The organism is Mycobacterium sp. E802 (assembly GCF_001666875.1).
GTDB lineage: Bacteria > Actinomycetota > Actinomycetes > Mycobacteriales > Mycobacteriaceae > Mycobacterium.
Genome location: NZ_LZJD01000003.1, coordinates 41,959 through 55,028, shown reverse-complemented (window position 1 = coordinate 55,028; position 13,070 = coordinate 41,959). Strand labels below are relative to the sequence as shown.

Annotated in this window: 13 protein-coding genes; 7 read left to right on the top strand and 6 right to left on the bottom strand. The window is 66.4% G+C overall.

What is annotated here, in order from left to right; all coding sequences use genetic code 11:
* The 3 genes from A5699_RS00625 to aspS all read right to left on the bottom strand — a co-directional run.
* On the bottom strand, nt 1-815 hold an 815-nt coding region (locus A5699_RS00625), incomplete at its 3' end, for a DUF222 domain-containing protein (protein WP_197508150.1).
* Between the two features lie 88 nt (nt 816-903).
* The gene (locus tag A5699_RS00620) at nt 904-1,365 is read right to left on the bottom strand and encodes a nitroreductase family deazaflavin-dependent oxidoreductase (RefSeq protein WP_067763894.1); all 462 of its coding nucleotides are present in this window, start codon (nt 1,363-1,365) and stop codon (nt 904-906) included.
* A complete protein-coding gene (gene aspS / locus A5699_RS00615; RefSeq protein WP_067763891.1) occupies nt 1,362-3,137 on the bottom strand; it encodes an aspartate--tRNA ligase in 1,776 nt (591 codons plus the stop codon). Before aspS ends, A5699_RS00620 begins: the two co-directional genes overlap by 4 nt.
* A 111-nt stretch (nt 3,138-3,248) precedes the next feature.
* On the opposite strand from aspS, the gene A5699_RS00610 reads away from it, so the two are divergent.
* Complete coding sequence (locus tag A5699_RS00610) at nt 3,249-3,752, top strand: SRPBCC family protein (protein ID WP_067763887.1); 504 nt, start codon at nt 3,249-3,251, stop codon at nt 3,750-3,752.
* Here the strand turns inward: A5699_RS00610 and A5699_RS00605 are convergent.
* Entirely contained in the window at nt 3,749-5,224 is a 1,476-nt protein-coding gene (locus A5699_RS00605) for a carboxylesterase/lipase family protein (protein WP_067763913.1), read from the bottom strand. The genes A5699_RS00610 and A5699_RS00605 overlap by 4 nt on opposite strands.
* A gap of 74 nt (nt 5,225-5,298) precedes the next feature.
* Here A5699_RS00605 and A5699_RS00600 point away from each other — a divergent pair, with 74 nt between their 5' ends.
* The 4 genes from A5699_RS00600 (at nt 5,299) to A5699_RS00585 (ending at nt 9,278) form a co-directional block, all read left to right on the top strand.
* Entirely contained in the window at nt 5,299-6,189 is an 891-nt protein-coding gene (locus A5699_RS00600) for a neutral zinc metallopeptidase (RefSeq protein WP_067763885.1), read from the top strand.
* A complete protein-coding gene (locus A5699_RS00595; protein ID WP_067763882.1) occupies nt 6,182-7,816 on the top strand; it encodes a DUF885 domain-containing protein in 1,635 nt (544 codons plus the stop codon). The genes A5699_RS00600 and A5699_RS00595 overlap by 8 nt, the downstream gene beginning before the upstream one ends.
* 101 nt (nt 7,817-7,917) lie before the next feature.
* Nucleotides 7,918-8,799 (top strand): RNA polymerase sigma-70 factor, encoded by an 882-nt coding sequence (locus tag A5699_RS00590; RefSeq protein ID WP_067763880.1) that lies wholly within the window; start codon nt 7,918-7,920, stop codon nt 8,797-8,799.
* Nucleotides 8,799-9,278, top strand: coding sequence for an SRPBCC family protein (locus A5699_RS00585; protein ID WP_067763878.1), 480 nt, complete (start codon nt 8,799-8,801; stop codon nt 9,276-9,278). Before A5699_RS00590 ends, A5699_RS00585 begins: the two co-directional genes overlap by 1 nt.
* Here A5699_RS00585 and A5699_RS00580 read toward each other — a convergent pair.
* Both A5699_RS00580 and A5699_RS00575 read right to left on the bottom strand, forming a co-directional pair.
* Nucleotides 9,241-10,131 (bottom strand): acyl-CoA thioesterase II, encoded by an 891-nt coding sequence (locus tag A5699_RS00580; RefSeq protein WP_067763875.1) that lies wholly within the window; start codon nt 10,129-10,131, stop codon nt 9,241-9,243. The genes A5699_RS00585 and A5699_RS00580 overlap by 38 nt on opposite strands.
* A gap of 14 nt (nt 10,132-10,145) precedes the next feature.
* A complete protein-coding gene (locus tag A5699_RS00575; protein ID WP_067763873.1) occupies nt 10,146-10,979 on the bottom strand; it encodes an LLM class flavin-dependent oxidoreductase in 834 nt (277 codons plus the stop codon).
* Nucleotides 10,980-11,056: 77 nt separating this feature from the next.
* Between A5699_RS00575 and A5699_RS00570 the strand changes: the two genes are divergently transcribed.
* Together A5699_RS00570 and A5699_RS00565 are read left to right on the top strand one after the other, a co-directional pair.
* On the top strand, nt 11,057-11,680 hold the full coding sequence (locus tag A5699_RS00570; RefSeq protein ID WP_067763910.1) for a TetR/AcrR family transcriptional regulator: 624 nt from the start codon (nt 11,057-11,059) through the stop codon (nt 11,678-11,680).
* Nucleotides 11,681-11,804: 124 nt separating this feature from the next.
* The gene (locus A5699_RS00565) at nt 11,805-13,034 is read left to right on the top strand and encodes an amidohydrolase family protein (RefSeq protein WP_067763906.1); all 1,230 of its coding nucleotides are present in this window, start codon (nt 11,805-11,807) and stop codon (nt 13,032-13,034) included.
* Nucleotides 13,035-13,070 lie beyond the last annotated feature (36 nt).

The following is a 13,070-nucleotide window of genomic DNA, read 5'->3' as shown; positions in this document are numbered from 1 at the left end:
ACGTGTTGGGGCAGCTGATCGGTGAGCAGGTGGACCACCACACTGCTCGAGCGTGGATCAACCCCGGCGGCCGGGCACTGCGGGCTGCCACACTGGCAGGTCAACCGCTCGGCCCCGACCGCCAACGCCCCCAACGCATCAGCGCGACGCTGCGCCATGGTCCGCGGATCGGCCTCACACACACCCCGGGCCATCTCGCTCAACACCTTCTTCAACAAGGCCGCATCGGTGGCCAACAACCGGCCCCAGATCGACACGGTCCCGTTCGGGTCATCGACATCACCGAAGCTGACATCACGACTACGCGCGCCGGTACGGCCACGACGCACCGCGGCCGGCTCGAACTTTTCCACCCACACAGCGATGGCCTGCTCGGCCTTGTCCACCGACAACGCACCGTAACTATGGGCGGTACCGGCCAACGCGGCATCGACCAACTCCAACGCCTCGGGATCGATGATGTTCTGGGTGTGCCAGGTGATCGCCGCGATCACCTTCGCCGAAACCTCACCAAGGGCGAACTCCGCCGCCACCTTCGGCAACCGCTCCCGCAGCGCCTGAGCGATACGCATCTGCGCCGAGGCCTGACGCCGACCCAGATTGCACGCCCCGCTCACCGCCGCGGCCGCCAGTTCCCACCCGTCAATCGCCGAATGCGCCGACACCTCATCCTCGTCGTCGCAATGACGGGCCACGACCTCCCCGATCAGCGCCAACCGCTCAGCCGCGGCGACCGCCTCAGCCCGCGTCGCATGCTCCAACGCATCAATCAGCGCCGCATCGGAGAGCGACGGCAGATCCAGCAATTCGAACACATGTTCGATGCTACTCTCACGCAAGCACACCAGCAACGGTTTTCACGAACAAAACCGGTTGTCGCTCACCAGGCGGGCAAATTTCGAGTCAAACCCGCTGGAGTTCAAACAGCGGAATCGCCCGGGTGGTCTTGGCCTGGTACTCGGCGAAGACGGGGGCCCGCTCGACGATCTTGGGGTACGCCGCGTCGCGCTCGTCGGCGGGCAGCTCCCGGGCCGTCACGTCGTAGGCGTCGATGCCGATCTCGATGCGGGCCTGCGGGGTGGCCCGCAAGTTGTGCACCCACGCCGGGTCCTTGGGACCGCCGGCATAGGAACCGACGATCAGCACCTTGCCGTCGATGTCCAGGTACGCCAGCGGGGACAGCCGCGGCTGACCCGATTTGGCCCCGGTGGTGTGCAGCAGCAACAGCGTGCCACCCTCGAAGGGGCCGCCCACCTTGCCGCCGTTGGCCCGGAATTCCTCGACGACGTTGCGGTTGAAGTCATCGAGGGCCGCCACGTCGGCGACCAGTTCGCTCTTGTCGAAATCAGGATCGATATCGCTCATGCCTTCTTGAGCTCCTCGGGCTTGGCGTCTATTCCCGATTCCTTGCGCTGCTGCGGGGTGATCGGCGCAGGCGCATCGGTCAGCGGGTCAACACCACCGCCGGACTTGGGGAACGCGATGACCTCACGGATCGAGTCCACGCCGGCCAGCAGCGCGGTGATCCGGTCCCAGCCGAACGCGATGCCGCCGTGCGGCGGGGCGCCGAAGGCAAAGGCATCCAACAGGAATCCGAACTTTTCCTGCGCTTCGTCGTGATCGATGCCCATCATGGCAAACACCCGCTCCTGGATGTCGCGTCGATGGATACGGATCGAGCCGCCGCCGATCTCGTTGCCGTTGCAGACGATGTCGTAGGCGTCGGACAGCGCGCTGCCGGGATCGGTATCGAAGGTGTCCTCCGATTCGACCTTCGGCGCGGTGAAGGCGTGGTGCACGGCCGTCCAGGCACCCGAACCGACGGCGACGTCGCCGGACTCCACCGCAGCGGAAGCGGGCTCGAACATCGGAAAGTCCACCACCCACGTGAACGCCCAGGCCGCCGGGTCGATCAGATCCAGGCGCTTGGCGATCTCGATGCGGGTGGCGCCCAGCAGGGCCCGCGCCGTGCGCGCCGGACCCGCCGCGAAGAACACGCAGTCACCGGGTTTGGCACCGACATGGGCGGCCAGGCCGTCGCGCTCGGCGTCGGTAAGGTTCTTGGCCACCGGTCCGCCCAGCGATCCGTCCTCGCCCACCAGCACATAGGCCAGGCCCTTGTGGCCGCGCTGCTTGGCGAACTCCTGCCAGCCGTCGAGGGTGCGACGCGGCTGCGACGCCCCACCCTCCATCACCACAGCGCCCACGTACGGCGCCTGGAACACCCGGAACGGCGTGTCCTTGAAGTACTCGGTGCACTCGATGAGTTCGACACCGAAGCGCAGGTCGGGCTTGTCGGAGCCGAACCGGCGCATCGCCTCGTCGTAGCTGATCCGCGGCAACGGCAGCGGCAAATCATAACCGATGGTCGACCAGACCGCCTTCAGCACCTGCTCGGCGATACCCATCACGTCGTCGGCGTCGACGAAGCTGAGCTCCATGTCGAGCTGGGTGAACTCGGGCTGACGGTCGGCGCGGAAGTCCTCGTCGCGGTAGCACCGGGCGATCTGGTAATAGCGCTCCATACCCGCCACCATGAGCAGCTGCTTGAACAGCTGCGGGCTCTGTGGCAGGGCGTAGAACGAGCCAGGTTGGAGCCGGGCGGGCACCAGGAAGTCGCGGGCGCCCTCCGGAGTCGAGCGGGTGAGCGTCGGCGTCTCGATCTCGACGAAGTCGTGCTCGGCCAGCACCCCGCGCGCAGCCGCATTCACCTTGGAACGCAACCGGATTGCGTTGCCCGGGCCCTCACGGCGCAGATCCAGGTAGCGGTACTTGAGCCGGGCTTCCTCACCGGCCGTCTCGTCGAGCTGGAACGGCAGCGGGGCACTCTCGGACAGCACGGTCAACGAGGTGGCATTGACCTCGATCTGCCCGGTCGGGATCTCGGCGTTCTCGTTGCCCTCGGGACGGACCTCGACCACACCGGTGACGGCGATGCAGAACTCGGCGCGAAGCCGGTGGGCAGCGGCGAGAACGTCACCTTCCCGGAACACCACCTGCGACACGCCTGACGCGTCGCGCAGATCGATGAAGATCACGCCGCCGTGGTCACGGCGACGCGCCACCCACCCCGCCAATGTGACCGTTTGACCGGCATCCGCGGGCCGCAACGAACCGGCGGCATGACTGCGCAGCACGAATACTCCTGAATGTTGACTGGTGGGACGACTGACCAGTCTAGAGACCCGTCCGGCAGGGGCGACGTGGGACGCCAGCTGAGTAGACAGCTTGACCTAGTCTGTCTACCCATGGCCCGGACCTACCCATGTGAGCGTGTCGAGTTGGACTTCATCGACCGTGCACCGTTCCGCTTTGTCAGCACCGTCGATCTCGCCATCACGCCCGAGCAACTGTTCGAGGTCCTCAGCGATGCGAGCTCGTGGCCGCAGTGGGCGACGGTGATCACCAATGTGGAGTGGACGAGCCCGGAGCCTCGCGGTGTGGGCACCACCCGTACCGTCACGATGCGCGGACACATCGTGGGCGACGAGGAATTCCTGGCGTGGGAGCCCTTCTCCCACATGGCTTTCCGGTTCAACACCAGCACGTCGAACGCGATCTCGGCGTTCGCCGAGGACTACCGCGTCGTGCCCACCGGGGAGGGCTGCCATCTGACCTGGGTCATGGCACTGAAACCCAGCGGGCTGGCGGGTCAGATCGGGATGATGCTCGGCCGGCCGGTGATGGCGTGGATGTTCCAGCGCTTCCTGCACAACCTGCGCCGGTACACCGACCAGCGTTACAACACTTAGAAGAGCTCCTGCCACACCTTGCGTCGAACCGCGTCGGGATCGGCAAGGGTCTCGTCGCGCGAGGACCGGATCACCCGGGTCAGTCGCCGGGCGACGTCGTAGTGCGGCCAGTCGGCGACCTCCGCGGTGGCGAAATCGAGCCAGGTGCGCTGCATCCGCCGACCCACGGACGGCTGCACCCGCCGCCCCAACGGGTGCAGCTTACGGCCGAGGTAGGACCCGTAGCTGTGCTGGATGTGAACGATCTCGCTGCCGTGGGTGGCGCCGAGCCCCAACACCTTGAGCGTCCAGGTGGTGTGGTCGAACCGATAGGCGTGGGTGGGCGCCTGAGCGCTGTAGGCGTCGGCGAACGCCCAGGTGGGCGCGCCGAACATGACGTCGGAACCGAACGCCACCAGTGCGCGGCGGCGGGGGAATTCCGGATAGCCGGCCAGGACCTGATCCCGGACGTGCGCGGGCTGGCGGCGGAAGTAGTTTTCGACGCCGGCAAGGGTGGTCGGAAGCATCGGCGGCTTGCCCCAGGCGAACATCGACGCTTCGTGGCTGTTGGTGCCGATGATCAGCGGCACCGGCGTCACCGCCCCGGCGCGGGCAGCCTCGATCGGGTGCAGTGGCAGCAGGTCCACGCCATGCGTCAGCCCGTAAGCCAGCGTCGGAGTCTGTTGTGCGCTTTCCAGTTGCAGCTGACCGGCGGCCCGTCGCAACTGCCGCTGCGGCAACACCTTGAGTTGCTCGGCGCCGACGCCGAGCAACTGCATGAAGCGACGCGACTGACGTGCCCGGTCCTCGCGGTCGGCGATCAGCGGCAGGGCCGGGCTCTGCGCAATCGCCCTGGTGAACAACCCGTCGGCAGGCGGGCTGGCCAGCAGCGCCAACACCGAAGTGGCACCGGCCGATTCACCGAACACCGTCACCTGGCCCGGGTCACCGCCGAATGCCGCGATGTTGTCGCGCACCCATCGCAGCGCCGCGATCTGATCACGCAGACACAGGTTGTCGTCGAATCCCTCCCCCAGATCACCGAGTTCGAACCCGCCGAACACGCCGAGCCGATAGGTGACATTGACGACCACCACGTTGCCATTGGCGGCCAGCCGCGAGCCGTTGTACAGCTGCAGCTGCCCGGCCCCGTAGACGAACGCCCCACCGGGGATCCACACCATCACCGGCAGCGATCCGCCCGTGTCCGGGGACCAGACGGTGAGGGTCAGGCACGCCTCGTCGCGGACCTTGGGATCATCGCGGCCTCCCCCGACGAACGAGCGGCCCTGCGGCGGCAACGGCCCGTGCTCGACCGCGTCACGTACCCCGGTCCAGGACAACACCGGCTGCGGAGCCAGGAAGCGCAGCGCACCGACAGGCTGCTGCGCATACTCCACACCCCGCCATACGCTGACCCCGCCTTCACGGGTGCCGCGTAGCCGCCCATGCGAGGTGTGGGCGATGGTCGAATGTTCCGCGACGACGGACACGCCTGAATCGTAGTGTGGGAAGCTGAACGGGCTGTGGAGCACTGACCTACCGCCGAATGCGATGGAGTGATGCGATGACCTTCAACGAGGGTATGCAGATCGACACGAGCACCACTTCCAGTTCCGGCGGTGGTCGCGGCCCGGGCCGCGGTATCGCCATCGGCGGGGGTCTCGGCGGTCTGCTGATCGTCGTGCTCGCCATGTTTCTCGGCGTCGATCCCGGCACCGTGATGCCTCAGCAGCAGCAAACGGACACCAGCGGTATCGGCGGCGAGGGTTTCGACCTGAGCCAGTGCAAGACCGGCGCCGACGCCAACGAGAAGGTCGAGTGCCGCGTGGTCGCAACCGGCAACTCGGTCGACGGTGTGTGGCAGCAGCTGCTCAAGGGGTACACGCGTCCGCACGTGCGCTTGTTCAAGGGGCAGGTTCAGACCGGGTGCGGTCCGGCCACCAGTGACGTCGGGCCGTTCTACTGCCCGGTGGACCGCACCGCCTATTTCGACACGGACTTCTTCCAGGTGCTCGTCGACCGGTTCGGTTCCAGCGGAGGCCCACTCGCCCAGGAGTACGTGGTGGCCCACGAGTTCGGTCACCATGTGCAGAACCTGCGCGGTGTGCTCGGCCGGGCCCAGCAGGATCCTGAGGGTGCCACCGGTGGCGGCGTCCGCACCGAGCTGCAGGCCGACTGCTACGCCGGCGTCTGGGCGCATTACGCCTCGATCACCCGGCAGGAAGGCACCGACGTGCCGTTCTTGGAACCGCTGAGCGACAAGGACATCGCCGATGCCCTGTCCGCCGCCTCTTCGGTGGGTGACGACCGTATCCAGGCCGCAGCGACGGGGCGGGTCAATCCGGAAGCCTGGACCCACGGTTCCTCCGAACAACGGCAGAAGTGGTTCACCATCGGTTATCAGACCGGTGACCCGAACAAGTGCGACACCTTCGCCACCAACAACCTTGGCTAGGGCCGCCACCGCCGTCGACGCGGTAGCCGAGCGCTACCTCGATACGTACGCGCGACTCGATCCTTGTGCCGCAACAGAGTTGGGCATCACCGGTCACGATGACGACCTGACCGACTATTCCCCACAGGGCGTCGCCGCACGGGCCGAGGCGGCCCGGGCCACCTTGGCCGAACTCGACCGCACGGCACCGGTCGACGACGTCGACGTGGTCACCGTGGCAGCCCTGCGTGAACGCCTCGGCGCGATCATCGACGTGCACGAGGCCGGACTCGATCTGGGCGAGCTCAACGTCATCGCCTCGCCGCTGCAGACCATGCGCGACGTGTTCGACCTGATGGCCACCGACACCGAGGACGACTGGGCACTGATCGCGGCGCGGCTGGCGAAGATTCCCGAACGCGCTGCCGGCTACGCCCAGGCGCTACGGGATGCCGCACAGGCCGGCAATGCCCCGGCCCGGCGCCAAGTCACCCGCGGGGTCAGCCAGGCCCAGCAGATCGCCCGATTGTTCGCCGACATGGGAACCGGTGCCGCGCCGGACAACCCGCGTCTCAAAACGGATCTGGAGCGGCGGGCCGAGGCCGCCGCCGACGCGTACCGGCAACTCGGCGAAACACTGCGCGAGGACATCGCGCCGCAGGCCCGTGAAGCCGACGCCTGCGGGCGCGACACGTACCGGTTGATGTCACGGCTGTTCCTGGGCACCGAGGTCGACCTCGACGAGGCCTACGAGTGGGGCTTGAGCCTGCTCGATGCCGTTGTGGCCGAACAAGAATCGATCGCGCAGCAGCTCTACCCCGGCGCCACGGTGGCCGAGACGCTGCATCGGCTCGACGACGAGGCGCGGTACGTCATCCACGGGACCGAGGCATTGCAGGCGTGGATGCAGGAGTTGTCCGACCGCGCCGTGGAAGCACTGGCCGGCACCCACTTCGACATCGACGGCCCACTGCGCACCTTGGAGTGCCGGATCGCCCCGACTCAGACCGGCGGCATCTATTACACCGGACCGTCCGAGGATTGGACCCGGCCCGGACGGATGTGGTGGTCGGTGCCGCCCGGCGTGGACAGATTCCACACCTGGCAGGAAACCACCACGGTGTTCCACGAGGGCGTTCCCGGTCACCACCTGCAGATCGGCCGCGCGGTGGCGTTGGCCGACCAGCTCAACCGGTGGCGCCGGCTGGGCTGCTGGGTGTCGGGCCACGGCGAGGGGTGGGCGCTGTACGCCGAGCGGTTGATGGCCGAGCTCGGCTGGCTCGACGATCCGGGTGATCGGATGGGAATGCTTGATGCCCAACGCTTCCGGGCGGCGCGCGTGGTCATCGACATCGGCGTGCACTGCGGGATGACGGCTCCGGACGGTGAGGTGTGGGACGCCGAGCGGGCCTGGAACTTCCTCACCTCGCATTCGGCGATGGCCGAGGAGAATCTGCGATTCGAACTCGACCGCTACCTCGGCTGGCCCGGGCAGGCCCCGTCGTACGCGATCGGACAACGGATCTGGCACGAGCTGCGCGACGATGCCCTGCGCCGCGGATCCTCGCTGCGGGAATTCCACAGCCGCGCCCTCGATCTGGGTGGGCTGCCGCTCGATGTGCTGAAAGCGGCATTGTCCGCCGACTGACTCGAAGGCTGTGATGTGATCGGGTTCACAGTCCGACGTTGTCACGGTTCGACCTGTGCGCGGTGTCAGAGAGGGTGACCACGACGGCATAGGGGGATCACCTGAACGCGACCGAGATATTCGCCCACCACCGCCCGCTGCTCTTCACGCTGGCCTACGAGATTCTGGGTAGCGCCGCAGACGCCGAAGATGTGGTGCAGGACAGCTACCTGCGCTGGATCAAGGCCGATGGGGTCACGTACCCGCACGCGTATCTGGTCCAGATCGTCACCCGCGGGGCACTCAACGCGCTTCGCACGAGCAAACGCCGGCGCGAGGACTACGTCGGCAGTTGGCTTCCCGAGCCGATCCAGACCACACCCGATGTCAGCGAGGACGCCATCCTCGCCGAATCCGTGTCGATGGCCATGCTGCTGGTGCTGGAGACACTCAGTCCCGACGAGCGCGTAGTCTTCGTCCTCAACGAGGTATTCGGTTTCAGCCACCCCGAGATTGCCCGCGTGCTCGGCAAATCCGACGCCACGGTGCGCCAAATCGCCCATCGCGCACGCGAACACGTGCAGGCTCGACGCCGACGCTTCACGCCCGACGCTCACCTGGCACGTACCACCGTCACGACGTTTCTCCACGCTGCACACACCGGGGACATCGACGGCCTCATCGCGGTGCTGGCCCCCGAGGTCGTGGCGTTGTCCGACGGTGGCGGATACGTGTCGGCCGCACGTCGCCCGATCGTCGGCCCGCAGCGGGTCGCACAGTTCATGGCCGGACTGGCGCAGGGCAGCATGGCCGGCTTCGACATCTCGTTCGATAGCTACAACAGCCTGCCGGCCGTCTTGTTCTCCCGCGCCGGGGCGCTGGATTCCGTGCTGCTCATCGAGGTGACGGACGGACTCATCAGCGCGCTCTACGCGATGCGCAACCCCGACAAACTCCGCGACGCCACCACTACCCGCACCGTGATTCGATCCCTGGAGGACTGATGCAGACCGTCACCGTGGAACGCACCATCGGCGCGCCTCAGGATGAAGTGTTCGACTTCATGAGCAACGCCGCCAATTTCACCCGTTCCCCACTGGTGCTCAGGCAGCGCCTGGCCGAACCCGGCCACGGCGCTGCCTACGGGCAAGGGGCGCTGCGCATCCTGCTCTGGGTGATCGGTTGGTTCCGCGAACGCGTCACCGCCTACGACGCCCCACACTCCTTCGATTACGCCGTCGAACGCAGCTTCCCGCCCTCGGAGCATCGGCATGGTCGGGTGAGCTTCACCGCCGTGGACGGCGGCACCCACGTGGTGTGGACCACGACGTTCCGGGTCAAGTTCCCGATCGTCGGTGCCGCCCTGACCCGCTGGGTCGGACGGCCCGCCCTCACCAAGGTCTTCAACGACGTCATGGATGCCGCCGAGGCCGATCTGGCGCCCGCTACAACCGGGCGTGCTCGGAGATCTTGGTGTCGGTAGTGCGCAGCGGACGGATCAACCCGTCCTGACTGAACGATGCGATCAACTCGCCCTCTTCGGTGTGTACCGCACCGCGCACATACGACATGCCCGCGCCCACTTGAGTGCTCTCATGGCTGTAGAGCAACCAGCCGTCCCAGCGGACCGGCTCGTGGAAGCTGACCGTGACGGTCATCGGCGCGGTCGACACCGTCAGGTGGGCCTGGGCAGTGCCGATGCCTTCGTGGGCCCGCATGGTGGTCGAAATACCCAGGTGCCCGGTGAAATACGCGATCAAGGCCTTGGCCAGATCGTCGCGGGCCGGGACGGGGTCATAGTGCAGCCAGGCATACAGCTCGGGCGGCCCGACCTCGTCAGGGCTGTTGACGTCGACGACGTCGACCAGCCGCAGCTCGCGTCCGGTCATCGGCATGTGCGAGACGTTGGCATCGGCCGGCCCCGCCACCTCCGGCCGCGGCAGGTGATGGCGGATCACGTCTCCGGACGGCACGTCGGCCAGCACCGTGATGGTGATGCAGCGCTTGCCGTTCTGCGAGGCACTGATCACCGCGGTGGCCGTGGAACGTCCCTCACTGATCACGTCGATGTCGAGCTCGACCGGCGGGCCCACCAGGACGGCCCGGGCGAACACGGCATGCGCGGTGCGAATCGACTTCTCCGGAAATCGCTTTGCCGCCGCGACGATCGCCGCGCCCAGGATCTGCGTACCCTCTACCACCTGACGCTCGTCCACCCCGGCGATCCCACTCGGCACGGTGAAGCGGTTCTCTCCGGCGGGTTCTGCGTCGAACAGGTCGAGCAGCATCTGCAGCGTCCATTGCGTCGGTACGGCAGCCTGGGATTCTGTGGTCATGTTTTTCCTCTCTGTCATGCGTTGATGACTGTCTCGGCGAATTCCGAAATGATCTGTGGTGCGGCGAAATCCGCGAACCAGACGTAGAAGCGTTCGACGCCCTGGGCGGCCAGTCCGGCGAAGTGTTCGGTGAGTTCTGCGGCGTCTCCGCACACCAGCCCGTCACCGAGGTGTCCGAACAGTCGCGTGCTGCGGTCTGTCACCGCCGCTCGATCCGCGCCGCGACCCACGAATCCGACCATCTGTTGCAGGGAGACACGGGCCGAGCCGACGGTCGGCAACAGGGCGGGCAGCCGGTCGAGCTGATGGGACGGGATGTTCCACCAGTCGGCGTGCGTCCGCACCAGCTCCATCATGCGTCTACCAGTTCCGCCGAGCACCAACGGAATTGGGTGTCCGAGCCGGGGTACCTGCCCACGCTCGCCGTCGCCCCAGTATTGGCCCAGCAGCTGCAGGGTCTCCCCCAGCCTGCGAACCCGTGCCGCCGCGTCCCCGGTCTCGATCCCGAATCGCTCGAACTCCCGCGGCCAGGAACCCGAACCAAGGCCAAGCTCGAACCGGCCACCGCTGGCCTCCGACAGTGTGACGGCCTGTTTCGCCAGTACCGCCGGATGCCGGAACGCGTCGCACAGCACCAGATGGCCGATCCGCAGACGCTCGGTGCGGGCAGCTACCCAAGTGGCGACAGTCATTGCCTCCCAGATGCTTTGGTGGGTGGCACCGGGCGCCTCCAAGTGATCGATGAACGCGATGCCGTCAAATCCGCTGGCCTCGGCCACCTTCGCGCGTTCGACGATGTCGCCGACGTCCAACCGCACCTGCGGCAGGAACAGAAACCACTCGCTCAATCACAACCCGCCTATTGCTTCTACAGAACCGGTAACGTCATTCTCGCAAGTGGAGCATGACGGAGGTGATGGGCGCAATGGCTAGGCCGGCCGAACGACCGTCGGAGACAACTCGCGCCGAGGCGCAGGCGGACCGGGTCCGGCGCTTCATGAAGTCGGCCCTGGCCATCCTCGGCGAGACCGGACGGACCGACTTCACCGTGCTCGAGGTGGTGGAACGCTCGAAGACCTCGCTGCGGTCGTTTTACCAGCACTTTTCTACGAAGGATGAGCTGCTGCTCGCACTCATCGACACGATCATGGCTGAGTCCACGCAGCGCTGGCGCGTCGACACCGACGGGTTGGCCGGCCCCGAGGCACTGGCGACTCTGATCGAGCGCATCACCACGCCGGCCTCCTCGAGCACTCAGGACAGCATCAACCGCGGGCTGACGTTCTACAACGACCATCTGGCCGAGTCGCTGCCCCGCGAATACGCGCGGGTGCTGGCACCGTTGCACCAGCTCATCGGCGACATCCTCCGTCGCGGAATGGAAACCGGCGACTTCCGCCCGGACATCGACGTGCCGACCACCGCGACGCTCGTCATGCAGTCGGTGTTGGGGGCGATGCGGTTGCGGTCCCTCGGTGTGGAGCTCAACGGCACGCCTGTCGACGGCGAGCACATCGCGCAGTTCTGCCTGCGCGGCCTGATGCCCTGATCCCGCTTCTGACCAGTACTTTTTCCGACTGCTGAGCGATCGCCCGAATCGGCTCGTCCGTACCTGTTACCCCGTGGTAACGTCATTACCAGTTTTGGAAACGTGACTCTTCCAGGAGGTGAACATGCCCTCACGCGAGCTTTCCTATCCGGTGTTCGACGCGGACAACCACTTCTATGAGCCCAAAGAAGCGCTGACCAAGTTCCTGCCTGAGCACCGCAAGGGCGTCATCGACTACATCGATGTGCACGGCCGCACGAAGATCGTGGTGCGCAACCAGATCAGTGACTACATCCCGAACCCCACGTTCGAGGTCGTGGCCCGGCCCGGGGCCCAGGAGGAATACTTCCGGCACGGCAGCGGCGGCAAGAGCTACCGCGAGGTGATGGGCAAGCCGATGAAGGCCATCCCCGCGTTCCGCAATCCCGAAGCGCGCCTTGAGGTTCTCGACGGCCTCGGCCTGGACTACACGATCATGTTCCCGACGCTGGCCAGCCTCGTCGAGGAACGACTCAAGGACGATCCCGACCTGATCCTCGACATCATCCACGCCCTCAACGAGTGGATGTACGAGACCTGGCAGTTCAACTACGCCGACCGCATCTTCTCCACCCCGGTCATCAACCTCGGTGTCGTCGACCGTGCCCTCGAAGAGCTCGAGTGGTGCCTGGAGCGCGGCGCCAAGACCGTCCTCGTCCGTCCGGCGCCGGTGCCCGGCTACCGCGGCACCCGCTCGCTGGGATTCCCGGAGTTTGACCCGTTCTGGGATGCCTGCGTCAAGGCCGGTATCCCGGTGTGCATGCACGCCTCCGACAGCGGATATGCCCAGTACCTCAACGATTGGGAACCGGCCGACGAGTTCCTGCCGTTCAAGCCGACGTCGTTCCGGATGGTGGCGATGGGCAAGCGGCCGATCGAAGACACCATGGCTGCGCTGGTGTGCCACGGGGCGCTGACGCGCAACCCCGATCTGCGCATCTTGTCGGTGGAGAACGGCGCCTCGTGGGTGCCCTACCTGTTCTACCAATTCAAAGACGTCTACTCGAAGATGCCGCAGGAGTTCCCAGAGGATCCGGTCGAGGCCTTCAAGCGGTGCGTGTACGTCGCCCCGTTCTGGGAGGACGACTTCAAGAAGATGGCCGATCTGTGCGGCATCGACCGCGTCATCTTCGGGTCTGACTGGCCGCACCCCGAGGGACTGGCCGATCCGATCAATCTCGTCGACGATCTGGTGGCGCACGGCCTGGACGACGAGGGAGTCCGAAAGGTCATGGGCGGCAACCTTGTCGACCTGTTCAAGGTCGAGAACAAGAAGGTCTACCGGCCCGACGTCCCGGCGCTCGTCCTGACCTGATCTAGTCCACTACTCGACAAGAAGCTGGGCCGACTA

Excerpts from the sequence above, each read along its gene's own strand:
- A5699_RS00620 (WP_067763894.1), bottom strand. The coding sequence starts at position 1,365 with ATGAGCGATATCGATCCTGATTTCGACAAGAGCGAACTGGTCGCCGAC.
- A5699_RS00610 (WP_067763887.1), top strand. The coding sequence starts at position 3,249 with ATGGCCCGGACCTACCCATGTGAGCGTGTCGAGTTGGACTTCATCGAC.
- A5699_RS00600 (WP_067763885.1), top strand. The coding sequence starts at position 5,299 with ATGACCTTCAACGAGGGTATGCAGATCGACACGAGCACCACTTCCAGT.
- A5699_RS00585 (WP_067763878.1), top strand. The coding sequence starts at position 8,799 with ATGCAGACCGTCACCGTGGAACGCACCATCGGCGCGCCTCAGGATGAA.
- A5699_RS00580 (WP_067763875.1), bottom strand. The coding sequence starts at position 10,131 with ATGACCACAGAATCCCAGGCTGCCGTACCGACGCAATGGACGCTGCAG.
- A5699_RS00570 (WP_067763910.1), top strand. The coding sequence starts at position 11,057 with ATGGCTAGGCCGGCCGAACGACCGTCGGAGACAACTCGCGCCGAGGCG.
- A5699_RS00565 (WP_067763906.1), top strand. The coding sequence starts at position 11,805 with ATGCCCTCACGCGAGCTTTCCTATCCGGTGTTCGACGCGGACAACCAC.